This is a genomic window from Streptomyces sp. NPDC028289, from assembly GCF_055565975.1.
In genome coordinates, this window is record NZ_JBVHTI010000001.1 from 622850 (window position 1) to 647467 (window position 24618).

The window sequence follows — 24618 nt, forward strand, 5'->3', positions numbered from 1 at the left end:
TCGGGCCTCTCGTCGATGTGCTCCGCGCGGCCACGCCGATGTGCTCCACGCGGTGAACAGCGTACGCACACAAGGCGTCCCGCGGGGATGACTCGGGCCGTCGGGTGTCTCAACGGGCGGCGGTGGCCCGTTCGATGACATCGACGGCCACCCTCGGGCCGTGACACATGGCCGGCTTGGCTGCCCGGCGCCTCGACGACCGTGGCGCCCTGACCGGCACGGGACCGCTTCAGGAAGCGGCTGCGGCGGCCGCCGGTGCGATCGTCGCCCGGATGTGTTTCATCAACGGCTGGTCGCTCTGTTCGCTGTAGTCGCACAGGGCGATCAGCGCGTTCATCTCGGGCATGTACCCGGCCGCACAGCCGCGGGGCAGGTCGTACGGAACGGCGAGGTACCCGTTCAGCACACGGGTGCTGCCGTCCTTGGCCGTGCTCTCGATGTCCACCGGATCGAACTCCGCGATGCCGCGCTCCCGCATGTCGGCCGCGTTCATGAAGACGAGGGTGCGGAGGTTTTTGATCCCCCGGTAGCGGTCGTCGTCGGAGTAGATGGTGGTGTTCCACTGGTCGTGGGAGCGCATGGTGCCCAGCGCCAGAGTCCCGGGCGCGGGTACGACGTCGGGCAGCGGCGCCGAGGAGAACTCGGCGAGCCCGGAGGCCGTACGGAAGACCAGTTCCCGCGCGGGCTGCCGGATCCGGAAGCCCAGCGGCAGCCGCACCCGCCGGTTGAAGTCCTCGAAGCCGTCCAGGACTTGGGCCATGGTGTCGCGGACACGGTCGTAGTCCTCGACGTACCAGGCCCAGGGCGTGGTGCTGCCGGGGAGCGCCGCGCGGGCGATCCCCGCGATGACGGCGGGCTCGGACAGCAGGTGCGCGGAAGCCGGCTTCTTCATCCCGACCGACAGGTGCACCATGCTCATGGAGTCCTCGACCGAGGTGCTCTGGATACCGCACCGCTGGTGGTCCTTCTCGGTGCGACCGAGGCAGGGCAGGATCAGCGCCTGCCGGCCGTGGACCAGGTGGCTGCGGTTGAGCTTGGTGCTCACCTGGACGGTGAGTTCGCAGTTGCGCAGGGCCTCGTAGGTGGCGCGGGTGTCGGGCGCGGCGAGGGCGAAGTTGCCGCCCATGCCGACGAACACCTTGACGTCGCCGCGGAGCATCGCCCGGATGGTGCCGACGGTGTCGAGCCCGTGCTCCCGGGGCGGATCGATCTCGCACACCGCGGCGAGCCGGTCCAGGAACTGGCCGGTCGGCCGGTGGTCGATGCCGCACGTACGGTTGCCCTGCACGTTGCTGTGCCCCCGCACGGGCGAGGGCCCGGCACCCTCCCGCCCGAGGTTGCCCCGCAGCAACAGCACGTTGACGATCTCCCGTACGGTGTCGACCCCGTGCTCGTGCTGGCTGACACCGAGGCACCAGCTGACGATGGAGCGGTCGGCGTCCCGGTAGATCCGGGCCGCGCGGAGGATGTCGGCACGGCTGACCCCGGACTGCCGCTCGATCTCCTCCCAGGACGTGGCCTCGCACACCTTCCGGTAGTCCTCGAACCCGCTCGTGTACCGGTCGACGAACTCCTGGTCGAGTGCCTTGGGATCGGACGCCGACTGGTCGAGGACGGCCTTGGCGATCCCACGCATCAGCGCCATGTCACCCCCGACGCGCACCTGGAGGTCGAGGGTGCCGGTACGGGTCGAGTGGCAGGCCGCCATGTCCACGAAGTCGTGCGGGATGATCGTCCGCCGCGAGGCCGCCTCGATCAGCGGGTTGACGTGCACGATCTGGGCACCGCGCTGGTAGGCGGCGGCGAGGGCGGTGAGCATCCGGGGCGCGTTCGACGCGGCGTTCACGCCCATGATGAAGAGGGCGTCGGTGGCATCCCAGTCCTGGAGGTCGACGGTCCCCTTCCCGGTGCCCAGCGAGGCGGTGAGGGCCCGCCCACTGGCCTCGTGGCACATGTTGGAACAGTCCGGGAGGTTGTTCGTCCCCAGCTCGCGGGCCATGAGCTGGTACAGGAAGGTGGCCTCGTTCCCGAGCCGCCCGGAGGTGTAGAAGGAGGCCTGGTTCGGGTCGTCCAGCTCCCGCAGCGTCCGTCCGGCCAGCTCGAACGCGTCCCGCCAGCTGATCGGCACGTAATGGTCCGAGTCGCCGTCGTACACCATGGGCTCGGTCAGCCGCCCCTGGTCCTCCAGCGCGAAGTCGCTCCACCCGGCCAGCTCACCCACGGAATGGGCGGCGAAGAACTCCCGCCCGACCCGCTTCCGGGTCATCTCCCAGGTGACGTGTTTGACCCCGTTCTCACAGAGATCGAGCCGCAGCCCCTTCGTGTCGTCGGGCCAGGCACACCCGGGGCAGTCGAACCCCTCCCCCTCATGGTTCATCTTCATGATCGCCCGCGGCCCGTCCAGGAGCGCCCGCTCCCGCACCAGGAACTTGCTCACGCTCTTGGCCGCGCCCCAGCCTGCGGCGGGATGGTGGTACGGACGGAAGGACGGCTCCCCGTCCGGCCGGGGCCCGACTCTCTCCTCGCCCCCCGGATCCGCAGGCCGCAACCGCTTCTGCTCGTCGTGGGAGGTGCTCACGGCTCTCACCCTTCGCCGGCGCGGGGTGCACGCCGCCGGGGTCAGCGGCGTCTTTTCCATGCTAGGCAGGGCGTTCCGGGGAGGCGAGGCGAACTGGTTTCCGCCGTCACGGCTTCCGCGCAAGCCCACCGTGCTCGGCGACGACCTCCGAACCGCCCGAACCGTCCTCCGGCCGCCACTCCGTCACCGAGACCACACCGGGTTCGACCAGCTCCAGGCCATCGAAGAACGCGGCGATCTCGTCGATGGAGCGCAGGTTGTACGGAACGGCGCCACTGTTGTTGTAGGCGTCCTGGGCCTGCTCGAAGACGGGGTCGACACCGCGCGACCCGTCGTTGACGGAGAGGTAGCTGCCCGAGGGCAGGGCTGCCATCAGCCGGCCGACGATGGAACGGGCCTGTTCGTGGTCGGCGACGTGCCCCAGGATGTTGCTGAGGATGAGCGCCGTGGGCTGGCCAAGGTCCAGCGTCCTGGCGGCGGCCTCGAGGATCCGCTCCGGGTCCGTCACATCGGCGTCGATGTACGCGGTCGCGCCTTCCTCGGTGGAGGTGAGCAGGGCACGGGCATGGGCCAGCACCATCGGATCGTTGTCGACGTAGACGATCCGCGCCTCGGGGGCGAGCCCCTGGGCGACCTCGTGGGTGTTCTGCGCGGTCGGCAGCCCGGTCCCGACGTCCAGGAACTGCCGGACACCCGCCTCGGCGACGAGATACGCGATGTTCCGGCGCAGGAAGGCCCGGCTCGAACGGGCGATGGTGACGATCCCGGGGAACACCTCGGTGTACGCGTCACCGGCCGCCTCGTCGACGGGGTAGTTGTCCTTACCGCCGAGCCAGTAGTTCCAGATACGGGCGGAGTGCGGCACCGAGGTGTCGATCTTCTGCTGCTGCTCGGCCGGGTCGGATGTCGTCACGGGGTCGGTCATGGGGCGGGTACGTCCTTCGGCCGGGGGATCGGTCGCGGCACATCCTAAGGGCGAACCCCCTTGCGCAGTACGGCAGTTCATGGCATCCGGCCGGTTCACCGGTCGCGGACCGGACGTGTCCTCGCCGCGCGGCGAGGAACGGAGACGGATGAGCGGGGGGGCCGGTCAGCCGGCCGGTGCGACGCCCGTTCGCAACCCTGCGTTGATTGCGGTCGGCGGTGCGCCGCCCAGCCAGTCCTCCACACGGTCCATTACGTGCAGCAGCAGGCCCAGTACGGGCAGCAGCGACGCAGCCACAGCGATCACGACGGCGGGTCCCTTCCGGTGAACGGCACCCGGCCGGGTTGCCCTCCCGGCCGCCGTCAGCCGCCGTCCCGTGTGAAGTTCTGGTGAGCAGACGGTGCACGTCGGCGGGTGCTGACCCAGGCCTTCCCGCGAGCCGGTGGCACCCGCAGTGGCAAGCAGGGGATGCGAACGGCGGCGCAGACCGCAAAGCGTCAGGTGCGGGCCGCCGGGCAGGCGGTCCAGCGCACCTGCGCGGGGCCGGGCCGGGGGGGGCGGGACCTGGTCGTCCAGGCGGCCAAGGCGACTCCGGCGGCGTGGCTCGCGTGGGCGCCGGCCGGCGGGTGGTTACAGGCACCCATGGCGTGCGTCGCGCCGTTCCGGGGCCTCCGGCCGCCTTCGCCGAACCCTTGAACTCCGCTGGGGTCAGCCGTGCCCGCCGGGAAGCGCGTACTCCGCCCAGACCGTCTTTCCCGGGCCGTCGGGGCGTGGGTGCCAGGCCCATCGGGTGGCCAGGTACGACACGAGGAGCAGCCCGCGGCCGGTCTCCTCGGTACCGGCCGCACCAGGGCCGTGCGGGACGCGTTCGGCGCGGGTGTCGCTGACCTCGACCCGTACGAGCCTCGCGCCTGCCGGGGCGTTCACTCGCAAGTGGAAGTCCCGGCCGGGGACATGCCCGTGCCGCACGGCGTTCGCGGTCAGCTCGGCGACGATCAGCACGATGTCGTCGTGGGGTGTGCCGGTGTAAGGGATGTCCCAGGCGTCGAGTCGGACGGCGGTCAGGCGGCGGGCGAGCCGCGTCCCGCGTGGGGTGGAGGTGAACCGCATCTCGAACGCGCGGTCGGCCGAACGGTCCGATGCGATGGTCAAGTGCGCGGTGGGGGTGGCGAGTTGGGCGGGTGCGGTGGGGCTGTGGGGGTTGCTCGTCATACCGACAACGGTCCCGTCGGTGGCGTAGCGTGACCAGTGGTGACGCACCGACGGACGCTGTTGTCCGCGCGACGCCGGTACGGGTACGACCTCTGTGCCCCTTCACCGCGGCTGCGCTACGCTCGGCTCCCCGCCGTCGCGCATTGTCCAGGAAGAATCCCCGCAGGAGACAGCTGGAGGCCGCATGGACAGCATGACGCACGTTTATTTCGCGGCGCATCTGTTACGCGTCTCGGGACATGACTACCGGGCCGTCGACTGTTCTCTTTTCCCTCAGATGGACCGGCGCCCCGCCTATTACCACCGGCTCTACGCGCACAGCATCGCGAAAGCGGCCCCCGTCGCCGCGGCGGCGAACCGGGTTTACTGGTCCGCCGGGAATGAGCAGAAGGAACCGGCGGGATATGTGGAGACGCGGCTGCTCGAAGAGCGGGACCGCATCAGGTCGTACGTCGACGCGTCGCCCTACGGCGGCGCAGGCGAAGCCGCTCCGCCGCGGCCGGCGCAGTACCTCGCCTTCGTGTCCCACATCTACAACGACCAGTTCAACAATCCCGTCCAGGCCTTCGCCCCGTTCAGCGTGTACCCGTCGGGCGCGTGGCGGCTCTGGGAGGAACTCGGGAGCACGGAGTTCCGCTGGTACCTGTACGACCGACGGGCCATCGAGGCGCTCCGTGACGAGGTGTTCGCCGGCGGCGAGTGGGACGCCCGCATCCCCGCCGAGGCTCTCACCGCCGCGATGGTCGGGCGGCTCGCCGAGGCGGCCGCCGGGGAGATCGACGACAAGGCCGTGCTCGCGGCCCTGGAGAGCGTCGACGCGTCGTCGGTGTACGACACACCCACCCATCGCGAGGCCGTCGCACTGCTCGCCGAGCACGACGGCAGGCTGGCGGCCGCAATGAAGAGACACTCGCAGCCCAGGGAAGCCGCGACGACCGATCGCATCTGGGCCGGGCAGGGATACTGACCAGAGACAGGAGAGAACGGGCACGTGAACGCGATCCAGGTGGATGACGAGCGCATCACCTACCGCGGCAGACTGATCGAGATCGTGGAGCAGGACGTCTCCGTCGAGGGGCAGCGGAAGGTCTTCGAACTGGCCCGCAGGGGCCCCGGCACGCGGATCGTCTTCGATGCCGGGGACAGGATCCTGCTGACCACGGAGTACCGGCACGAACTGGACGCCTACGACCTGCGTCTGCCGGGCGGCAAGGTGTTCGACACACTGCCGGAGTACGAGCGTTTCCTGCGGACGGCGGCCGACGAGCGGCAGGCGGCCGAGGAAGCGGCCGTCCGCGAGTCCGAGGAGGAGGTCGGCCTGAAGCCGCTCGATCTCCGCCACCTGGCCACGTCCGTGTGCGGGGCCACCGTCAAATGGGACCTGCACTACTTCGTGGCCACGCGGTGGGACGTGCTCAGCGCGGGGCAGAAACTGGAGGCGGGCGAGGACATCTCGATGTCCTGGTACCCCAAGGAGGAAGTCCACCGGGCCGCTCTCGACGGACGCATCTCCGAGGATCGCAGCGCCCTTCAGCTGCTCCGCTACCTGCGCCTCCCGGAAGAGTGATCCACGGTGGAATTCCCGGGGCGCGTCGGCGCCGTCGTACTGGGTGCCTCAGGGGCGGGGAAATCGACCCTTCTCGGGATTCTGCGACATCGTCTGGGCGACAATCCCCATGTCGTCTTTCCCGGCCGGCTGACCACCCGGCCCGCGCGAAAGGACGACGTCCCCTGGGAGAACAGGTCGGTGACCGCGACCGAACTCGACCGCCTGGATTCCGAGGGAAAGCTGCTGCTGCGCTGGCAGAAGGTGCTCGGCCCGGAAAGAGCCGAGCACTACGCCTTCCCGCACGTGCCCCTGCACGGCGTCGGGGTGTTCGGCGGCAACGACGCGTTGATCGAGAACGCGTCGAGCATTCGGCCGAGCACCGAACTACTCGGTCGGCTCTACAAGATCCTCGTGGTGTGCGACCCGGAGGTGAGGCGGGCGAGACTGCTGTCGCGATCGCCGCAACTCCTTGACGACCCGGTCGAGTTGGCGGCCCGTCTGGCGTCTTCGCCGCAGCGGGTACGCGACTGTGCGGACCTCGTGCTCGACAACACCGAAGGGTTCCGGGCGGCCGACCTCGATCATCTGGAGAAGACCGTCCTCGGCGTCGGCTCACGGTCCGGCGCCGAGACATGACCCAGGAAAGAAGCCCGCTCGACGGCGTACAGGAGCTCGCTCGGCTCGCCCGGGTGCTCAGCATGTTCGGAGTCGTCGGCGGAACGGAGACACTGACCGAGGAGCTGGTACGGCCGGAGACGTGCATGCGGCAGGCGCAGACGTCCCTGCACTTCATGGGCTACGGCGCCGGGAAGTGGCGTTCGGAGTCCTGGTTCGCCACGGAACTGGAAAGGCTGTCGCGGCGGGAGGGCGAGGTCAGGTTCCTGATCTCCCGTAACACCGAGGAGCGTGCGCTGGACTCCCTGGCGGAGCTGCAGCGCGCCTTCGCCCGGACCCTCAGCGTCCGCCTCATGAACGATCGTTCGCTGTTCCGGGTGGTCATCATCGACAGACGGCAGCTCATCCTGTCCCACTACGGCCACGAGGTCATTCTGGGGAACGGCCAGAACGCCCAGGGCTGGCAGAGCCCCCAGCTGATCGTGGAGAACGGCACGGAGTGGTCGCTGATTATCCCCTTCATGATCCTCTACAACGAGATATGGGCGAAGGCGGACCCGCTGGACGACCAGCCGGGCGCGGCACAACGGGCCCGGCGAAGGTTCGAATAGCCACCGACCGATCAGAGCGCACGGGGGGGGTGCACTGGTGACGGAGTGGGGATCCGTGCCCGACTGGGTCGGCGCGATAGGCAACGTGGCCGTGCTCACCGCGGCTTTCGAGACACTGCGACGCGACCGGGCCAGGGTCCGCGCGCTGGAGGCCGAACGACAGGAGCAGTCGCACCACACCGCCCGCGACCGGGTCTCCGGCGTGTGCGCCTGGCCGGAGGACTGGTCGGGCCGGGACATCCACATCATCTGCCGCAACGCGGGTGACGAGCCGATATTCGACGTGGTCGTGCGGGTCAGCGGAGAACAGCTCCCGCAGAGCCCCTCCGTCGACGGAAGCACCTCCGTCCGATCGGTCTTCCTCATGCGGCCCGGCGAGGAAACGGACACGAACCTCGCCTCCACGACACCCATCGGGAACCGGCCGTACGTCGACATCGCCTTCCGGGACGCAGCCGGGAACCGCTGGTGGCGGCGTGCGGACGGCGGCCTGTGCACCGTCACCGAGTCCGGCGTCGTCACATGGCCGGCCTGACCACCGAGGAGAGACGTGACCAAGGTGATTGTCGCCTACACCGACCCGTCGTGGGCGCTCGGCACGGCAGCGGCGGACGCCGCAGACGACCCCGGCCGCGGTGCGCGGGACGCCGTCGAACGCGAGGCGTTCGGCACGGCCACCGAGATCCGGCTGGGGCTGCCGCGTGAGGACGGCGCGGAGGGCTTCGAGACCTCCGGCCCCCGGTTCCGCGACTGGCTGCGCACGGCGGACGCCGTGGTCGTCCACCGCGCCCGGCTCACCAGGGACCTGATCGGGGCCCTCGCGGACGCCGGGCGCTGCAAGGTCGTCGCCCGGCAGGGCGTCGGCACCGACAACATCGACCTCCCGGCACTGCGCGGGCTGGGCATCCCCTCGTTCCACGTGCCGGACTACTGCATCCAGGAGACCGCCGACCACGCGCTGGCGCTGGTGCTCGCCTTGGAACGCGGGGTCTGCGCCCAGGACAGGATCATCCGCCGAGGCGGGTGGGACACCCGGGCCGACCGCGTACCCAGAAGGCTCGGCGGATCGGCGTTGGGGATCATCGGGTTCGGCCGCATAGGCAGTGCCGTCGCCAGGAAGGCGAGCGTGTTCTTCGGCACCGTGCTCGCCCACGATCCCGCGGTTCACCCCGACGCGATCGCGGCACACGGCGTCCGTCCGACCGACACCCTCCGGGAACTGCTCGAACAGTCGGACGTACTGACGGTCCACGCCTCTCTCGACGACGCCAACGCGGGACTGATCGACCATCACCTGCTCCGCCACGCACGCCCGGGAGCCCTGCTGGTGAACACGGCCCGGGGGCGACTCGTCGATCCGGCGGCCGTGCTCGACGCCCTGGAGAGCGGCCGACTCGGCGGTTACGCGACCGACGTGTACGCCCCGGAAGACCCCGCCGACGACCCGGCCAACCGTCGGCTGGCACTTCACGAGCGGGTCGTCTCCACCTGCCATCGCGGGTTCCTCTCCCGGGACTCCGACCTCAGCCTGCGCCGGCGGGTCGCCACGGAGATACGGCACGTCCTGTCGACCGGCGGACCCCCGAGGTACGGCAGGCTGACCTGACGGGCCTCGCGGTTGGAAGGACACGGGTGCCGTTGGTCGCGTAGCGTGACCAGTGGGTGACGCACCGACGCCGGTGACTGTACGCGAGGTGCCGGTACGGGTACGAGGCGCGCGGCGTTACGGCGGTCCCCCGCGGGGCGTTGGGCCGGGGAGGGTGGTGGTGTCGGTGGCGGAGGGTACGGCGGAGGCAGCGGTTGCCCCAGGGGACGGCCGGGAAACCGACGACGGGGCCAAGCGACGGCCGGAGGACGAGGCCGGCAAGGGCGTGGTCATCGCATTCGGCAAGAGCATGAAGACTCTGCGTTTGCGGGCGGGCCTGGACCGCGAGGAGTTCGGCAAACTGACCGGCTATTCCGCCGCGACCGTCGCGTCGTACGGACAGGGACGACGGATTCCTTCACCTCGGACCATCGACCGGGCGGATGAGGTACTGACGGCGGACGGGCTGCTGACCGCGGGGAAGGAGCAGGTCCAGCAGGCTCAGTATCCGGTGTTCTTCCAGGGGACGGCGACCCTGGAGAAAGAGGCCATTGAGCTGCTCGCCTGCGACATGCTCGTGGTCAAGGGCCTGCTACAGACCGAGGAATACATGAGGGCGCTGCCGGCAATGCGCCGTCCGCCGCTGGACCAAGAGACCATCGAGCAGCGGGTGGCAGCGCATTTGGCCAGGCAGGACATCTTCGACCGGCGGCCCTCACCACTCCTGAGTTTCGTGATGTGGGAGTCGGCCCTGCGGCGCCCCTACGGCGGAAAGGCCATCCTGCGCGGCCAGTTGGAGCGCTTGCTCCTCATCGGGCAGAAGAGGACGTCGAACTCCAGGTCATGCCGCTCGACTGCGAGGACAACGCCGGTGTGAATGGACCGTTCACCGTCGTCGCACCCAAGGACGGTACAACGGTCGTGCATGCCGAAGCCCAGGGAATCGGCTCCCTTCAGACCGACCCGGAGCAAGCGACTCTTGCACACGCCCGCTATGGGATCATCCGATCGCAGGCTCTCTCTCCGCGAGAGTCTCTGGAGTTCGTTGAAGGGGTGCTGAGATCGTCATGAACAACGCAGCGTCCTCGACCACTGCATCTGGCCCCGCCTGGTTCAAGAGCAGCCACAGCGGAACCGAGGGCGGCGATTGCGTGGAGGTAGCGGCCGCTACGGCCGTTGTGCACGTCCGGGACTCCAAGGCCGTCGCCGGGCCCGTCGTCACGGTGTCGCGTCAGGCGTGGGCGGGGTTCGTCGAGCGGGGTGTCTGACTCCGCTGAGCTCAGGGCCTGTTGGAACTGCTGCGCTCGGTGGGCCCGCAGATGCGAGACCGCGCTACGCGGCCCCATCGCCCCTGACACGCGCGGCGAACCGCAGCGCCACCTCGCGCCACACGGGGGCCGCGGTCGCGTCGTCCCGCACCGCCGCCCGGCGCAGTTCCTCCCGGTCCACTCCGTATCGCTCGGCCCGGCCCTCAGGCCACTGCGCGATGCGCTCCGGTCCGGTCTCGGGATGGAACTGCACTCCCCAGGCCGCGTCACCGACCCGGAACGCCTGGTAGGGGCAGAGCTCGCTGCCGGCCAGCCAGTGCGCCCCCGGGGGCAGCCGCACGATGGCGTCCAAGTGGTTCTCGATCGCCGTAGGACGCTCTGGCAGCCCCCGGAACAGCGGGTCCTCGGCCGCCTCCGCCCGCAAGGTCAGCACGGTGCTCCCGAACTCCGGCTCACCGTACCCGCCCGCCACCTCTCCGCCCGCCACCTGCGCGAGCATCTGCCCCCCGAGGCAGATCCCGAACACGGGCACGCCCCCGTCCAACGCCTGCCTCATCAACGCCCGCGCACCCGGTAGCCACGGCGCCCGCTCGTCGTCGTCCGGAAGCATCGCCCCGCCCAGCACCACCAGCGCCTGATGCTCCAGCCGCCCCGGCAACACCTCCCCCGCATACCCCCGCACCACCTCCACCCCCACCCCGCCCTCGGCCAGCCACCGGCCCCACCGTGCCGGTCCTCCGTGCTCGGCGTTCTGCACCACCAGAGCCGTCGCCATGTTCTCCCCCACATCCCGGTTCGGCTTTGTCATCCCCACCGTTGTCACCCGCGTACCCCGGTGCCAGTCTTGACGGATGGACAGCGAGACGCTGCTCGTCAACGTGGTGACACTGCTCCTCTCGATGACCGCGATCGGGGTGACCCTCCTGCTCACCCTGCGCCAGATCCGCCTGATGAACAACTCCAACCAACTACCGCTCGTACTCGACCTCTTCAGGGAGTGCCGGTCGGCCGATTTCGTACACAGCGAAGAGCGATTATGGGCGGACCTCGCGTCGGGAGAAGGAGCCGACCAGGGCATCAGCGGCCTCGAACAGCCCATCCGCGACGACGTCTACCGGGTGTGCGCCTTCTACCAGATGCTCGCCTACCTGGTGGCGTTCCGGGTCGTCGACGAGGACCTGGTCTTCCTGGCCACCCACTACCGACTCCTGCGCACCTGGGAGGTGGTACGCCCGTACGCCCTGGCGGAACGTCAGGTGCGCGGCGACCCCTACGCCTACCTCAACTTCTTCGAGGACCTGGCCACACTCACCCGCACCAAATCCAGCCAGGCCGTCTACCGCACGGCCCGCAAACGCGCCTACGGACGTGACAGGGCGACGGCGTAGTCGTTTCGGGCGACCCGCCCGTCCTCCCACTCCGTGCGGGCAGACCGGGGCGCGCCCGCGCCGCACATCCAGATGCCCGTCTGTCACGACAACGGCATGCGGCAGCGCAGCCGCGCTGTCCTCGACTGCTGTATCCCGTCGCCCGAGCGGCGTCCTCCCCGTCAGTCGGTGTCGTCGGCGAGCCGGGAAGGACCAGAAGTGCGGGAGTGGACCTGGCCCCTCCCGGTCGCCGCCCCATGGTCGGCCGTGAGGCACCCGGCCCCGATAGGGCCCAACAGTCCCTTCCCGGGCCTCCGGTAGGGCCGAACGGCCCTTCTTCGCGCCACCGTACGGACATTCGCGACAGACGCACACCTCAACCCGAGTTGCGGCCGCACGCTGCGGGGGAACCCACCGGCCCGGCTTTACGAACCCATGACGAGCCCAAAAGGTTCGGCGGAACACTCACATCCGTATGTCGGTGTGTGCGGGATCCGAAGAACCGGATCAGGAGACACGGTGCTCGTTTCACGGAAGGCGGCGGGAACTCTCTTCGTGGGTGGTGCGCTCAGCTTCACCCTCGGCTCCCTCCTCTACCCCGCCATGCTCGGAGTCCAGAAGGTCAGCAGCGCGCCCGAACGGGTCGTCGCCACCCCGGCGACCGGACCGCTGACGGAAGCCGACCGGGATTTCGTGGTCAAGGTGCGCTCGGCCGGACTGTGGGAGTACCCCGTCGGCCAGAAGGCGTCGAAGAAGGGGACGACGAAGGCGGTCAGGAACGCCGGGGAACATCTGGTCGACGGGGATGCCTCCTTGGACGCCGCCTGCCGCAATGTCGCCGATCAGCTGGGCATCACGCTGCCCAACCAGCCGTCGCCGCAACAGCAGGGCTTCGCGTCCCGGCTGAACGCGGAAAGCGGCAAGCAGTTCGACACGGACATGGCCACCACCCTGCGCGCAACGAACGGCCAGCTCCTCACCACGATCGCAAGCGTCCGCAGCACCACGAGGAACTCGCTGGTCCGCGCGCTGGCCGACCAGGCCAACGACACCGTCCTGGACCACATCACGGTCGTGGAGAAGACCGGCCTGGTCGACTTCGGCCAGGCCCTCGCCCAGGAAACCACCTCGCCCGGCCTTCCGGCCCAGGACCTGACTCCGCCGCCGGCGGTCGCGGGCCAGCCGCAGGTCGTCCTCACTCCGCCGGCGAAGAGCACGGCCTCGCCGAGTCCGACGGTGGGGTGAGGTAGGAAGCCGCGTCGGGCCGCCGACACCCCCGGCCGGACGGCCGACATCGCCTCGCGAGCCCGTCCGGTCCGGCCCGCACCGGTCCCGAGGGCACCACAGATGCCCACCCCTACAGGAAACTGCCAGGTCAGATACTCGACGGCAGACGGGCCGCGCCCCCCTCCGCAACTACACACCGAGTGTATACATCACGTGTATAGTGCTGAAGCATGGCTTCCGTAACCGTCTTCCGGCGCGACGCCCCCGTCACCGTCCTCACCGCGACCACCGCCTTCGGACTGCTGCTCGGCTGGGCGACGTACGGCCTGCACGGGATGGCGCCCCTGCTGGACCGGGCGACCAACTCGACCTCCACCTGGATCATCTGGACCGCCGCGGCCGGCGCCCTGATCCGGAGTCGGCAACTCGCCATCTGGGGCGGGGCGTTGATGATGCTCGCCACCTGCGTCGGCTACTACACGGCGTCCACGCTCGGCGGCACCTTCGGGAGCGGAGGGCTTGGAACCGCCGCCGTGTGGTCGGTGGCGGGACTTGCCGGAGGGCCCCTGCTGGGATGGGCCGGGTGGACGGTACGGCGAGGGCTGGGGGACGTGCGGGCGGTGGCCGGGGCGGTCATCACCATGGTGGTGCTGGGCGAGGGGCTCTGGTTCGGGTTGGGTCTCCGTTACCGGGACGACGCGGCCGTCTTCCTGACCGTCGGCGCGCTGCTCACCGCTCTTCTGACCGCCTACCTGGCGCGCGCAGGGGTGTACCGGTACTGGCTGTGCCCCGTTCTCGCCCCCGTGGGCGGTCTCGTCTTCTACCTTGCCGAGAAGGGCATCCTCGACGGCCTACTCGGATCGGTCTGACGCCGCCGGGACGGGGCGGTACTACCAGGGCGGGCTTCCGGCCCAGCGCGGGAGGCTCGGGGGCCCGGGAGGCCCCGCCCACGCCCACGAACCCTCGAACCCTCGGGGGGCCTCCTTCACGGCCGTACGGAAGCTCCCCGCCGAGAGCTCATGGTCGTCGGATCACGAGTCGAGGGTGAGGATGACGCGATCCCGCACGCCCCCGCTCTCCAGCAGTCGATGCGCCTCGGCGGCCTCCTGCAACGGCATGGTCCTGCGGCTCTTCATGCGCAGCCGCCCCTCGGCCAGCATGGCCATGCCCTCGTCCAGGGCGCCGGGAGCGCGGTCCGCCGTGGGCGCCGAGAGCACGACTCCGAACTCGGGCGCCGCATGGTCGGACAGGGTGATGACACGCTGCGGCCCTCCGGCGAGTTCCACGGCGTCGGCGAGCGCCCCCTTACCGGCCGCGTCGAAGACGGCGTCCACGGATCCGAGGGCCCGGACGGCGGCCACGAGACCGGAGCCGTACCGGACCGGCGATGCCCCCAGCTTCCTGGCCAGGTCCTCGTCCCGCGCGCCCACGGCGCTGATGACCTGCACGCCCCGGGCGACCGCCAGCTGCGTCGCGATCACGCCCACCGAACCGCCCCCGCCGAGAAGCAGCAGCGTCTCTCCGCTCTTGACCCGCAACTGCCGGAGAACGCCGGCCGCGGCCTCCACCGAACTCGGCAGCGCGGCGGCGTCCACCCAGGACACCGACTCCGGCTTGTGTGCCCAGATCGAGGCCACCGCGTACTCGGCGTAGCCTCCGCGGCCGAAGAGCACGGCGGCCACCTCGTCACCGACGTGCGTGCCCGAGACCCCGGGACCGACGGCATCGACGACACCGGCCACCTCGTAGCCCAGCACAGGCTGCGGAGGCAGGGGGAACCTGAGGCGGCCGGACCGGATGTCCAGGTCGGTCGGGCCCACCCCCGCGGCACGGACCCTGATCCGGATCTCCCCGTCACCGGGCTCCGGCACGGGAACCTCCGCCCACTTCAGGACATCCGGCGGACCGTACCCAGTCATGACGACGGCATTCGGCATGACGACTCGCCCCCTTCCTCGCCAAGTTCGCGCTTCATACACGCGAAACATATAGTTGATGTATCACATATCTCGCTGCGCTGCACCCGCGAAGTGGACCCGACCGGGCGCCCCGGGCGGTCAGACACAGACCGGACTTCCGCGCCGCCGACCACCGACGCGGACCGCTGCCGTGAGCCGACGAGCGAACAAACCGCGCGCCCGCACCTACGGGAGCGCCACGAGCAGGACCAGCACGCCCAGGCGGCGCCCGGCGATCAGCAGAGGGGCCTCGGAGGCGGAAGCCTTGACGGCATGGTTGCTCGGGAACGAGCAGTCGTCCGGGGCCTCGCGGGCACGATGGTGGAAGGGTCAACCTTCTCATAAGGTGGGCCCATGGAGGAGGAAGCACCCCGCTGGCTGAGCCCGGTCGAGGAACGAGCCTGGCGCGGCATGCTGCGCATGCACGACCTCCTGGTCAACCAGGCCGGGCGGACGCTGCAGAGCGAGTTCGGGTTGTCCGCGACCGACTATCCCGTACTCGCCGAACTGACGCGCGCGCCCGGCGACCGACTGCGCGTGCTGGAACTCGCGAAGGTGCTCGGGTGGGAGAAGAGCCGGGTGTCGCACCAGCTCGCACGCATGGCGAAGCGCGGCCTGGTCGCCCGGGAGGAGTGCATCGACGACGGACGTGGGGCGTACATGACGGTCACCCCGGCCGGCCGTGCCGCCCTGGAAGCCGCCGCACCACAGCACGTCAAGGACGTCCGGCGCCTCTTCCTCGACCACCTCTCGCCCGGTCAGGTCACCCTCCTCGCGGAGATCACCGACACGGTCATCGGGAAGATCGACACCAAGTAACCAGGAGTCCCCCCAGAGGCCCGCCCGCCCCCAGAGACCTCGCCGGCGCTTCGGCGCCCGGCCGGATCACCGGGCCACCGGGTCAAGGCGGAATGAACACGTTCACCGATTGTTGAAAGCGGTATGAAAAAGATCGGGTTCCTGTCCTTCGGGCACTGGACGCCGTCGCCGCACTCGCAGACGCGCTCCGCGTCGGACTCCCTGCTGCAGGCGATCGACCTGGCGGTCGCCGCGGAGGAGCTGGGGGCGGACGGCGCCTACTTCCGGGTTCACCACTTCGCCCGGCAGCACGCCTCACCGTTCCCGCTGCTCGCGGCGATCGGCGCGCGCACCAGCCGGATCGAGATCGGCACCGGTGTGATCGACATGCGCTACGAGAACCCCCCGTACATGGCGGAGGACGCGGGCGCGGCCGACCTGATCTCGGGCGGCCGACTCCAGCTCGGTCTCAGCCGGGGCTCACCGGAGCAGGTCGTCGACGGCTGGCGGCACTTCGGTTACCGGCCGCCGGAGGGCGGAACCGACGCCGACCTCGCTCGCGCACACACCGAGGAACTGCTCGAGGTGCTCCGGGGTGAGGGATTCGCAGAGCCCGACCCCAGGCCGATGTTCGCCAATCCGCCGGGCCTGCTGCGCATCGAACCGCACTCCGAGGGGCTGCGGGACCGGATCTGGTGGGGTTCCGGCTCGAACGCCACCGCGGCCTGGGCCGCCGGGCTCGGGATGAACCTGCAGAGCTCGACCCTCAAGGACGACGAGAGCGGCGAGCCGCTCCACGTCCAGCAGCGCAAGCAGATCGAGGCGTACCACGAGGCGTGGCGCGCCGCGGGACACACCCGCTCCCCCAGGGCGTCGGTCAGCCGCAGCATCTTCCCGCTCGTCGACGACCGGGACCGCGCGTACTTCGGCCGGGACCGCGACTCGACGGACCAGATCGGCTACATCGATCCCAGCACGCGCAGCATCTTCGGCCGGTCCTACGCCGCCGAGCCCGACGTGCTCGTCAAGCAGCTCGCCGAGGACGAGGCCGTCGCCGCCGCCGACACACTGCTGCTCACGGTGCCCAACCAGCTCGGTGTCGACTACAACGCGCATGTCGTCAGCAGCATCCTGACCCACGTCGCGCCGGAACTCGGCTGGCGCTGACGCCAGCGCCACGGCAGGTGCCGCCAGGGGAAGCAGCGTCCCGCGCGGACGCGGATGAACCGGGCGGCATCTTCGCCCCCGGCGTGATGCGGCAGCCGGACACTCAGGCGAAGGACGCACACGCGCACGCCGCGATGGACCACTGAACCAACGAACGACAAAGTAGGTGACGTATCATCTAAATGGTTGACACATCACCTTCCCGCCCGCAGGGTGGTTGAAAGCTAAAGAACTCGGGCCGAGGAGGCCCCCACGGATACAGGAGAGACATCATGGGACAGCTGGACGGCAAGACGGTCGTCATCACCGGCGGCACCAGCGGCATCGGGCTGGCCACGGCCCAGCGCTTCACACAGGAAGGCGCCCACGTCTACATCACGGGGCGTCGCAAGGAAACCCTCGACGAGGCCGCCAAGCAGATCGGCGGCAACGTCACCCCGGTACAGGCCGACAGCGCGAACCTGGCCGACCTCGACCGGCTCTACGCCACCGTCGCCGACGCCGGACACCGGATCGACGTCCTGTTCGCCAACGCCGGCGGCGGCGAGTTCGCCCCCCTCGACCAGATGACCGAGGAGCACTACGACACCACCTTCGACAGCAATGTGAAGGGCACCGTCTTCACCGTCCAGAAGGCGCTCCCCCATCTGGTCGACGGCGCCTCCGTGATCCTCACGGGCTCCATCGCGGGTGTCTCCGGCGATCCGGCCTTCGGTGTCTACGGCGCCTCGAAGGCCGCCATCCGCGCCTTCTCCCGCACCTGGGCCAACGAACTGAGCGGGCGCGGCATCCGCGTCAACACCATCTCCCCCGGCCCCATCACCACCCCCGGCCTCAACGGCCTCGCCGCGGACGAGGAAGGTGCCGCGCAACTGCGGCAGACCCTCGCCGGCATCGTCCCCCTCGGCCGCATGGGCCGGCCGGAAGAAGTCGCCGACCTCGCGCTCTTCCTCGCCACCGACCAGTCCAGCTTCATCACCGGCACCGAGATCTTCATCGACGGCGGCGCCAAGCAGGTGTGATCCCGTCCGCCCGCCGGCCCTCACCCGGGGCGTCGGCGGCGGCGTTCGCGCGGCGGTCTTCGGACACGGGGACCGTGCCAGTCCAGGCACAGGACGGTGGCGTCGTCCTGCGGGTGGCCGTCCCAGGCGTCGGTGACCGCGGTGGCCAGAGTACGCACGACCTCGCGCGGGTGCTCGGCGGCGGTGTCACGGATGAGGCCGGGGAGGTCGACCTTCTTCGCCTCGCGTTCCTGCATGCCGTCGGTGTGCAGCACGAGGCGGTCACCGGGGCGCAGGTCGAGATCCTGCACCCGGTACGGTCCCTTGTGCGCGGCGACGCCGAACGGCAGGTTCACTGCCAGACGCAGTTCCTCGACCGTGCCGTCGCGCAGCCGCAGGGGCCAGGGGTGGCCGGCGTTGACGAGCTGGGAGCGGGTGCCGTCCAGGGCGATGCGCAGCAACTGGCCGGTGGCGAAGGTGTGTCGGCCGTGGGCGAGGAGGGCCTCGTGGGTCTGGCGGGCCTGTTCGGCGAGGTCGCACCCGGCACGGCGGGCGCCGCGGGAGGCGTTGACCAGGAGAGTGGCCATGAGTGCGGCGCTGACGTCGTGGCCCATGGCGTCGGTGACGGACAGGTGCAGGGTGTCGTGGTCGAGGGTGTAGTCGTAGGTGTCACCGGCGATGTCGGCGGCCGGGACCAGGGCGCCGGCGAGCGCGAACTCCGGGGCCTCGCAGGACGGGGCGGAGGGCAGGAGCTGGCGCTGGATCTCCGCGGCCAGACTGACCGAGGTCGTGCGGTTGCCCCAGTGGTAGAGGTCGGTGAAGCGGCGGTCGGTGACGATGATGTACGCCAGCGCGTGCGCGGCCTCTTCGACCTGCTCCAGCACTTCCCGGGTGGCTTCGGAGAGGAACAGCTCCAGGACACCGAGGGCGTCGCCGCGGTTGGTGACGGGGGTGAGCACCCTGTGCCCGCGCTCGCCCTCCGGCACCCGCACCGTCTGCTGTACGCGCAGGACCTCGTCGTAGACGCTGTCGTCGAAGGGGACCTCTTCGGCGCGACGCTCCTGGGGCGTTGCGGCCTCCTCGCTCACCCGCAACAGGCGTCGGCCGACGACGTCGACGAACAGGAACGACACGTATCGGGCACCGAACCGCTCGCGCAGATTGTGGGCCACGACATCGAGAGAGCGCACCGGCGCGGCATCCTCCGCCGCTGCCAGCACCTCAGCCAGGGCGATCCGATCGCGTGACACACCAGCCTCCTTTCCGCTGAGAACTCGTTTTCCCGCTGACCCGCCGGACACGGCCCCGCTGTGACCCACGTCTCAAACACGTGCATGCGCATGGAGGCGGAACGCGGGTGCGCACGTGCCGGGGCCTGAGGCTCACCGGACGGCCCTGCTCCCGCCGGCTCGACCGGTCGTCGACCGATGCGGTGCTGGAAGCAGGCCTACGGGGCGAAGGGGCTGGCCGCCAGGGATCATGAGGATCCAGGTTCGCCCACCGCCGGCCGGCCGAGCCTCTCGACCGACAAAAAAACAGCCCCCGCCCAGTACCTTCTTCACTGGACGGAGACCACAAACAGCAGACGAGTCGGGCTGTACGCCGGGTATTCCTAGAGCGCCTTTCTGACTTGCGCTTTCGCGGGCGGGATCGGCAGGATCAAGCTAGGAAGGGCCGGAATGGCGATCAGAGGCGGTCAGGGGAAACCCACTCTGATTCGACCCGAGCTGCTCGGAACCAGCCACAGGCAATCGCCCTCTGTCTGGCCCCGAATCGGTCGAGGTCGAGACGGACGGCTGATCCCGTCACGCCCGCCGACCAGTGCGGTTGCGACGAGCTGGCCGCCGCCCATGCCGAAGCCCTCAGCAAATGGGAGTCCGCCGCATGACCCCAGAGCCCCCAGTCACGTCCGATGCGAGCGGGGCGGTGACGCACGTTCTTGAAGCGATTCCTCCTCGGCCCAAAGCGCGGCAGCGAGAGCACCCACGTCCAGGCGTCACGGTTGACGTCGTGCTTCCGTGTCTGCACGCGGCGTCGCATCCCGTCAGCTCACGTTGCCCGCAAGGGCATCAAGGAGTGCGACAGCCTCACGGCGGCTCAGCAACTCGTGGAAGCGCTCGTTGCGGAAGTTCCGCAGGCACGCGTAGCAGCTGCTCTCCGGGCCACACTCGCAGGCTGCCACCCGAGCAAGTGCGGCAGAGACAACCGGTTCGAGCAGCTTGCCCATAGACACGGCGTTGCCCGCACCACCTGGAGTGGTGTCGAAGAGCAGCAGGGACGGCATGCCGTCGGTGCCGGTGTGCACCGTGCCGTCGATGTCGTCGCGGCTGATCTCCAGGTGCGCGGCGGCGCCTTCGAGCAGTGCGTACAGGCCGGAGCGCAGGCGGGCCGCACTGGCAGTCAGGGCGGTGAGCGGGTCCAGATGGATCTGGAGGAAGTCGGTCTGGTACCGGTGAGCAAGGGAGACGACCCGGAGGGGGCCCGTGCACTGGGTGTCTTTCAGCAGGTGCGGGTGGCCCCCGCGCAGAGGCCCGGCCTGGGCGTGCGGACGGCCCCAGCCGCACCAGTCGCAGATCTGGTATCCGGCGCCGGCCGGTCCCTCGGAGACGACCACCATCTCTCCCCGGGTGCCCGCCGACCAGGGCGTGGTGTGGCCGGAGACGAAGGTGGTCGCGCCTTCCTGAAGGTCGGCGGTGTCGGTGGACATGTGGACGTCGCCGTACCAGGACCGTCGTGGCGGGGTCTGCCCCGGGCGGCGCTGGGGTCCGCGCGCGGCGACGAAGCCGTAGACCGGTTCGACGTACCGGCGTTGCGCGGCCGCGGACTGCGTACCGCAGGCGGCGCAGACGGGGTCCACGGGTTCGGTGGCCTCCCGGTAGCGGCCGCAGGCCGCGCACACGGCGTAGTGGCGGCTGACCAGTTCGCGGTCCGGCAGCCGGTAGACGCCGGCGGACGCCCATAGGTGGCCCCCCGCCACGATCTCGGCCCCCGGAGCGTACTCGTGGACGGCGGCGCTCAGGTCACGGGTGAGTTCGAGTTGCCCCGAGACGGCGCCGCCCTCCTGGGGGATGCGCAGTTCGACGGTGTCCACGGGGAAGCCGTACTTGGGTAGCACGTTGCGGTTGGCGAGGACCCCGAGCAGTTCGCGCTGGGTGAGGTTGCGGATGACCTTCTCGTACATCTCCGCCTGCCGGTACTTGCGGGCGGCCGCGGCCTGGTCGCGGCGTTCGCTGTACGAGGTGACGTCCTGGTCGAGGATCTGCTGTGCGGCACGCAGGAGCCGGTCCAGTTCGGCGACCCAGTCGCCGGAGTCGATGCCGATCTCTTTCTGGACCTGGTCGGGGAGAACCCGGCGCAGGGAGGCCATGACGCTGTCCGGAACGGGGGTCAGCCAGTCGCGCACCGTGTGGGCGGCGATCTCGCCGGTGGTGTCGTCGGGAAGGAAGAACTCTCCCGCCTTGCGCCAGATCCGGCCCCGCTCGTCCTTCATGGCACGGAAGAAGGCGGCGAGCGCGATGGAGTGGGCGTGGCGGCGGTCGATCCGGACGTTGTCGACGGGGACGATCGGGGCCCGCACCTCCCCGGCGATCATCCGCTCGGGCTCCGCGAACCGGGCGAGGTCGTGGGGCCGCCGCTGCGCGTAGGTGAGGACCAGCGCGGCCGAGTCGGCGCGGCGGCCGGCGCGGCCGGCGCGCTGGACGTAGTTGGCGGTGGAGGGCGGCATGTTGCGCAGGACGACGGCTTGGAGTTCACCGACGTCGACGCCGAGTTCGAAGGTGGTGGAGCAGGACAGGGCGTTGACCTGCCCTCGGACGAACTCCCCCTGGATCTCGGCGGCCTTCTCCCCGGTCCACTGCGCGGTGTGCTCCTGGGCGCGCAGGGGAACGGGGTCGAAGGTCAGGTAGAGGCGCCGCAGGTGCTCGTCTGTCTCGGGCGACGGCTTGAAGTCCTCCAGGCGTCCTGTGCAGCGCAGCGTCGGGCACACACCGCGCACGGACACGGTGGTGATGCGGCGGCAGCGGTCGCAGGCGTACAGCGGACCGCTGTCCGCCGTCACCGGCCGCAACCGCAGCCAGGCGTGGTCGAGTCGGCGGACGACGCCGATCCCCGGTTGGCTTTCGGACGGCAGCCAGTCGGCGAGGTGACCTGTCGTGAGGTCGGTCCACAGGCGGTTCAGGGCATCGAGGGCGGTGGCCCGTCGTTCGCCCTGGTGGCCGAGGGCGTCGAGTACGCGTACGAGGTAGTCGACGCGTCGGTTCGAGGCGCTCGCGGCGCTGGGCAGCCAGCTGATCACCCTGCGCTTGGCCTCGGAGCCCTGGGAGCGGACCCAGATGGGCCCCTTGCGTGGGGCGAACGCCTCGTCGCCCGCGTCGACGTCCTCGGGCATGGTGAGCGCACCCTGGTTGCGCAGGGTGCGCAGGAGTTCCTGCAGCAGCAGCCATGCCTCGTCGTCCGTGAGGCCGAGTGAGGTAAGGGCGGCGGGCGGCTGCCAGAACGGCTCGCGGTCGATGTCGATCCGGAGCAGGCCGAGGCCTTCGAGTGACTGTCGGTCGTCGAGGCTGAGCACTTCCTGCATCACCCACAAGGCCACTTCGCGCTGCTTGGCCTGTCGGGAGTCGTTCCGGCGGAAGACTCCGGCGCGGTCGGCGGCGCGGATGGTGTGGGCGACGAGGTCATCGATGTGCAGGGGCTCGTCGGGGTCGAAGCAGCCCTGCCGGACGGCCTGGGTGATCAGGCGCCGGTGCTGGATGCGGGTGTAGGAGTCCTCCAGGTAGGGCGCGAAGTACGCGGCGGCCTGTCGGCTGTCGCTGAAGAACAGCAGCTTGCGGCCCTGTCCGGGCAGTGCGGCGGCCGGGCCGTCGGTCGCCGGAGGCAGTGCCTGATAGAGGGCGGTGCTGAGGACGGCGGCCGAAGCCTCGTTGCCCGCCTCGAACAGGCGGATCATGCCGTGGCCGCGCGCTCCGCAGGCGAGGCATGCGGCCGGGGTGCCCTCGTGGGTGTCGAGCTGGTGGACGCGGCGCAGTTCGGTGCCACCGCATCCGGGAGCGGTGCAGGATGCCGTGGCCGCGGGGTGCACGGCCGCGCAGCGGGTGCACAGTCTGCGTTCCTTGAGGCCGCCCTTGGCGCTGTCGCCGAGTGTCTCGTCGTCCTCGTCGGCACCGGTGTCCGAGCCGTCCCCGTCGAGGAGCAGCCAGGTGTGGGGGCTGTCGGGAGACTTGCGGTGTGCGAGGCGGGCTTGTACCCCCTTGCCGGTGAAGGTGCCGTGCAGGTGTACGGCACCGCAGCGGCGGCAGGCGCCCAGTTCGAAGGAGGGGCGGGCACACCGCGCACAGGTCTCGTGGCGGGCCAGGTCGAGGTGGGGGCCTGCCGGGTCGAGGCAGGTGAAGGCGCCTTCCGTGGCGCGTGTGAAGAGGTGGTAGCGGGCGGAGAGCACGGGAGCGCCGTCGGTGTCGGTCACCTGGCTGGCGAGTTGGATGAGCGCGGTGACCGCCGCGGGGCCGACGGGGTCACCGGGGAAGACGTCGCGGGCGATCTCGTTCACGGGCCGGGGTCCGTCGGCGAGGGCCCGGCGCAGAGCCGCGGTGCCGGCCTCGGCCGCGAGGGCGGTGGCCGCGGTCGTGCCGGCGGGCAGGCCGTGCATGCGCGCGGCCGACACGATCTCCGGTTCGGGGTCGGCGGTCGTGGCCAGGCGCAGGTACTCGGTGGTCGGCAGCGGCCCCCAGTGGGGGCCGTCGGGTGTGGCGACCCGGGTCGCGGTGACCAGGTCCTGGGCGGCCGGGTCGCTCGCGTCCCAGCGGAAGGAGACGTCGAAGAGGGCCTGGGCGAAGGCGGTGACGGCAGCCGGGTTCTCCTCCGCGCCGACGGTTGCACTGGTGGCGATCGCCTGGATCTCCCGCCCCTGCCCCACACGGTCCTTCAAGCGGCGCAGCAGCATGGCGAGTTCCGCGCCGCGCGCTCCGTCGTAGACGTGGGCCTCGTCGACGACGACGAACCGCCAGGAACCCGCCTGCTCTCCCTCGAAGAGGTCCATGTCCTGGGGGCGGAGCAGCAGGTACTCCAGCATGGCGTAGTTGGTGAGCAGGATGTGGGGCGGTGTGGCGCGCATCTCCCGTCGGCTGACCAGCTCGTTGGGCAAGCGCGGTTCGCCGGGGTTGAGCTGCTCGAAGGTGTCGGCGGCGCGCTGCGGATCGTCCTTGGTGTCGCCGGTGTAGCGGCCGAAGGTGATGTGGGGGGTGTCGGCGAGCAGTCGGCGCAGTCGCTTCATCTGGTCGTTGGCCAGGGCGTTCATCGGGTAGAGCAGCAGGGCGCGGACGCCGGGTCCGAGGGTGCCGCGGGCGTGTTCGGCGGCGAGGGCGTTGAGGACGGGCAGGAGGAAGCTCTCGGTCTTGCCGGAGCCGGTGCCGGTCGCCACGACGAGGTTGCGTCCGGCGACGGCCTTGCGCAGCGCCTGTTCCTGGTGCCGGTACAGGGGACGGTCGGCGGGCAGTGCGGGGCCGGTCAGCTGTTGGAACGCGGGGTCGAGTACGCCCTCTGCGACGAGCTCGTTCAGGGTGGCGCCCGGCGCATAGGCGGGGGTGGCCTCCAGCAGGGGCCCCTTGGTGAGCAGCGGGCTGGTGTCGATGGCGTGGGCGAGGGCCTCGGCCAGGCGGGGCTCGCGCAGGGGCAGCAGGGAACGCAGATAGCGGCGGTAGGTGTCGCTGATCATGCTGGAGGTGGCGAGCGGCTCGAGGCTGTGCACGGGAGGCTCCGTTGTGGC

21 protein-coding genes and 1 pseudogene are annotated in these 24618 nt (G+C 70.3%); 14 read left to right on the forward strand and 8 right to left on the reverse strand.

Annotated features, from left to right (window positions below):
* Nucleotides 1-229: 229 nt before the first annotated feature.
* The 4 genes from ACZ4UV_RS02835 to ACZ4UV_RS02850 all read right to left on the reverse strand — a co-directional run bounded on the left by ACZ4UV_RS02835 (nucleotide 230) and on the right by ACZ4UV_RS02850 (nucleotide 4715).
* A complete protein-coding gene (locus tag ACZ4UV_RS02835; protein ID WP_451016383.1) occupies nucleotides 230-2578 on the reverse strand; it encodes an FdhF/YdeP family oxidoreductase in 2349 nt (782 codons plus the stop codon).
* A gap of 106 nt (nucleotides 2579-2684) precedes the next feature.
* Complete coding sequence (locus ACZ4UV_RS02840) at nucleotides 2685-3503, reverse strand: SAM-dependent methyltransferase (protein WP_451016384.1); 819 nt, start codon at nucleotides 3501-3503, stop codon at nucleotides 2685-2687.
* A gap of 165 nt (nucleotides 3504-3668) precedes the next feature.
* Complete coding sequence (locus ACZ4UV_RS02845) at nucleotides 3669-3809, reverse strand: hypothetical protein (protein WP_451016385.1); 141 nt, start codon at nucleotides 3807-3809, stop codon at nucleotides 3669-3671.
* Nucleotides 3810-4211: 402 nt separating this feature from the next.
* A complete protein-coding gene (locus tag ACZ4UV_RS02850) occupies nucleotides 4212-4715 on the reverse strand; it encodes an ATP-binding protein (RefSeq protein ID WP_467835531.1) in 504 nt (167 codons plus the stop codon).
* A 184-nt stretch (nucleotides 4716-4899) separates the two neighbouring features.
* Between ACZ4UV_RS02850 and ACZ4UV_RS02855 the strand changes: the two genes are divergently transcribed.
* The 8 genes and pseudogenes from ACZ4UV_RS02855 (at nucleotide 4900) to ACZ4UV_RS02890 (ending at nucleotide 10343) form a co-directional block, all read left to right on the forward strand.
* Nucleotides 4900-5682, forward strand: coding sequence for a hypothetical protein (locus ACZ4UV_RS02855; RefSeq protein WP_467835534.1), 783 nt, complete (start codon nucleotides 4900-4902; stop codon nucleotides 5680-5682).
* Nucleotides 5683-5706: 24 nt separating this feature from the next.
* Nucleotides 5707-6282 (forward strand): NUDIX hydrolase, encoded by a 576-nt coding sequence (locus tag ACZ4UV_RS02860; protein WP_467835537.1) that lies wholly within the window; start codon nucleotides 5707-5709, stop codon nucleotides 6280-6282.
* A gap of 180 nt (nucleotides 6283-6462) precedes the next feature.
* The gene (locus ACZ4UV_RS02865; RefSeq protein WP_451016389.1) at nucleotides 6463-6900 is read left to right on the forward strand and encodes a hypothetical protein; all 438 of its coding nucleotides are present in this window, start codon (nucleotides 6463-6465) and stop codon (nucleotides 6898-6900) included.
* Nucleotides 6897-7490: a hypothetical protein gene (locus ACZ4UV_RS02870; RefSeq protein WP_451016390.1), complete on the forward strand. Its 594-nt coding sequence runs from the start codon at nucleotides 6897-6899 to the stop codon at nucleotides 7488-7490. Before ACZ4UV_RS02865 ends, ACZ4UV_RS02870 begins: the two co-directional genes overlap by 4 nt.
* 55 nt (nucleotides 7491-7545) lie before the next feature.
* The gene (locus ACZ4UV_RS02875; protein WP_467835540.1) at nucleotides 7546-8025 is read left to right on the forward strand and encodes a hypothetical protein; all 480 of its coding nucleotides are present in this window, start codon (nucleotides 7546-7548) and stop codon (nucleotides 8023-8025) included.
* Nucleotides 8026-8040: 15 nt separating this feature from the next.
* Complete coding sequence (locus tag ACZ4UV_RS02880; protein ID WP_467835543.1) at nucleotides 8041-9096, forward strand: C-terminal binding protein; 1056 nt, start codon at nucleotides 8041-8043, stop codon at nucleotides 9094-9096.
* Between the two features lie 289 nt (nucleotides 9097-9385).
* Nucleotides 9386-10146: pseudogene (locus tag ACZ4UV_RS02885) on the forward strand (helix-turn-helix domain-containing protein).
* On the forward strand, nucleotides 10143-10343 hold the full coding sequence (locus tag ACZ4UV_RS02890; protein ID WP_451016393.1) for a DUF397 domain-containing protein: 201 nt from the start codon (nucleotides 10143-10145) through the stop codon (nucleotides 10341-10343). Before ACZ4UV_RS02885 ends, ACZ4UV_RS02890 begins: the two are co-directional and overlap by 4 nt.
* Nucleotides 10344-10407: 64 nt before the next feature.
* On the opposite strand, the gene ACZ4UV_RS02895 is transcribed toward ACZ4UV_RS02890, so the two are convergent.
* Nucleotides 10408-11118, reverse strand: coding sequence for a type 1 glutamine amidotransferase (locus ACZ4UV_RS02895; protein ID WP_451016405.1), 711 nt, complete (start codon nucleotides 11116-11118; stop codon nucleotides 10408-10410).
* A gap of 76 nt (nucleotides 11119-11194) precedes the next feature.
* Between ACZ4UV_RS02895 and ACZ4UV_RS02900 the strand changes: the two genes are divergently transcribed.
* The 3 genes from ACZ4UV_RS02900 (at nucleotide 11195) to ACZ4UV_RS02910 (ending at nucleotide 13806) form a co-directional block, all read left to right on the forward strand.
* The gene (locus ACZ4UV_RS02900) at nucleotides 11195-11731 is read left to right on the forward strand and encodes a DUF4760 domain-containing protein (protein ID WP_451016394.1); all 537 of its coding nucleotides are present in this window, start codon (nucleotides 11195-11197) and stop codon (nucleotides 11729-11731) included.
* 534 nt (nucleotides 11732-12265) lie between these two features.
* Nucleotides 12266-12955 (forward strand): DUF4142 domain-containing protein, encoded by a 690-nt coding sequence (locus ACZ4UV_RS02905; RefSeq protein WP_451016406.1) that lies wholly within the window; start codon nucleotides 12266-12268, stop codon nucleotides 12953-12955.
* A 212-nt stretch (nucleotides 12956-13167) separates the two neighbouring features.
* Nucleotides 13168-13806 carry a DUF6518 family protein gene (locus ACZ4UV_RS02910; RefSeq protein WP_467835547.1) on the forward strand — a complete coding sequence of 213 codons (639 nt, stop codon included), beginning with the start codon at nucleotides 13168-13170 and terminating at the stop codon, nucleotides 13804-13806.
* Between the two features lie 162 nt (nucleotides 13807-13968).
* Here the strand turns inward: ACZ4UV_RS02910 and ACZ4UV_RS02915 are convergent, their stop codons facing one another.
* Nucleotides 13969-14808 carry an NADP-dependent oxidoreductase gene (locus ACZ4UV_RS02915; protein WP_467835550.1) on the reverse strand — a complete coding sequence of 280 codons (840 nt, stop codon included), beginning with the start codon at nucleotides 14806-14808 and terminating at the stop codon, nucleotides 13969-13971.
* Nucleotides 14809-15315: 507 nt separating this feature from the next.
* On the opposite strand from ACZ4UV_RS02915, the gene ACZ4UV_RS02920 reads away from it, so the two are divergent.
* The 3 genes from ACZ4UV_RS02920 to ACZ4UV_RS02930 all read left to right on the forward strand — a co-directional run bounded on the left by ACZ4UV_RS02920 (nucleotide 15316) and on the right by ACZ4UV_RS02930 (nucleotide 17882).
* Nucleotides 15316-15714 carry a MarR family winged helix-turn-helix transcriptional regulator gene (locus tag ACZ4UV_RS02920; RefSeq protein WP_451016407.1) on the forward strand — a complete coding sequence of 133 codons (399 nt, stop codon included), beginning with the start codon at nucleotides 15316-15318 and terminating at the stop codon, nucleotides 15712-15714.
* A 123-nt stretch (nucleotides 15715-15837) separates the two neighbouring features.
* A complete protein-coding gene (locus tag ACZ4UV_RS02925; RefSeq protein WP_467835552.1) occupies nucleotides 15838-16860 on the forward strand; it encodes an LLM class flavin-dependent oxidoreductase in 1023 nt (340 codons plus the stop codon).
* 272 nt (nucleotides 16861-17132) lie between these two features.
* Complete coding sequence (locus ACZ4UV_RS02930; RefSeq protein WP_467835555.1) at nucleotides 17133-17882, forward strand: glucose 1-dehydrogenase; 750 nt, start codon at nucleotides 17133-17135, stop codon at nucleotides 17880-17882.
* 20 nt (nucleotides 17883-17902) lie between these two features.
* Here the strand turns inward: ACZ4UV_RS02930 and ACZ4UV_RS02935 are convergent, their stop codons facing one another.
* Both ACZ4UV_RS02935 and ACZ4UV_RS02940 read right to left on the reverse strand, forming a co-directional pair.
* Nucleotides 17903-19111 (reverse strand): PP2C family protein-serine/threonine phosphatase, encoded by a 1209-nt coding sequence (locus ACZ4UV_RS02935; protein WP_467835557.1) that lies wholly within the window; start codon nucleotides 19109-19111, stop codon nucleotides 17903-17905.
* A gap of 794 nt (nucleotides 19112-19905) precedes the next feature.
* Complete coding sequence (locus ACZ4UV_RS02940) at nucleotides 19906-24600, reverse strand: DEAD/DEAH box helicase (protein ID WP_451016400.1); 4695 nt, start codon at nucleotides 24598-24600, stop codon at nucleotides 19906-19908.
* Between the last annotated feature and the right edge of the window lie 18 nt (nucleotides 24601-24618).

Excerpts from the sequence above, each read along its gene's own strand:
- ACZ4UV_RS02840 (WP_451016384.1), bottom strand. The coding sequence starts at position 3,503 with ATGACCGACCCCGTGACGACATCCGACCCGGCCGAGCAGCAGCAGAAG.
- ACZ4UV_RS02850 (WP_467835531.1), bottom strand. The coding sequence starts at position 4,715 with ATGACGAGCAACCCCCACAGCCCCACCGCACCCGCCCAACTCGCCACC.
- ACZ4UV_RS02855 (WP_467835534.1), top strand. The coding sequence starts at position 4,900 with ATGGACAGCATGACGCACGTTTATTTCGCGGCGCATCTGTTACGCGTC.
- ACZ4UV_RS02870 (WP_451016390.1), top strand. The coding sequence starts at position 6,897 with ATGACCCAGGAAAGAAGCCCGCTCGACGGCGTACAGGAGCTCGCTCGG.
- ACZ4UV_RS02890 (WP_451016393.1), top strand. The coding sequence starts at position 10,143 with ATGAACAACGCAGCGTCCTCGACCACTGCATCTGGCCCCGCCTGGTTC.
- ACZ4UV_RS02895 (WP_451016405.1), bottom strand. The coding sequence starts at position 11,118 with ATGGCGACGGCTCTGGTGGTGCAGAACGCCGAGCACGGAGGACCGGCA.
- ACZ4UV_RS02900 (WP_451016394.1), top strand. The coding sequence starts at position 11,195 with ATGGACAGCGAGACGCTGCTCGTCAACGTGGTGACACTGCTCCTCTCG.
- ACZ4UV_RS02910 (WP_467835547.1), top strand. The coding sequence starts at position 13,168 with ATGGCTTCCGTAACCGTCTTCCGGCGCGACGCCCCCGTCACCGTCCTC.
- ACZ4UV_RS02920 (WP_451016407.1), top strand. The coding sequence starts at position 15,316 with ATGCACGACCTCCTGGTCAACCAGGCCGGGCGGACGCTGCAGAGCGAG.
- ACZ4UV_RS02925 (WP_467835552.1), top strand. The coding sequence starts at position 15,838 with ATGAAAAAGATCGGGTTCCTGTCCTTCGGGCACTGGACGCCGTCGCCG.
- ACZ4UV_RS02930 (WP_467835555.1), top strand. The coding sequence starts at position 17,133 with ATGGGACAGCTGGACGGCAAGACGGTCGTCATCACCGGCGGCACCAGC.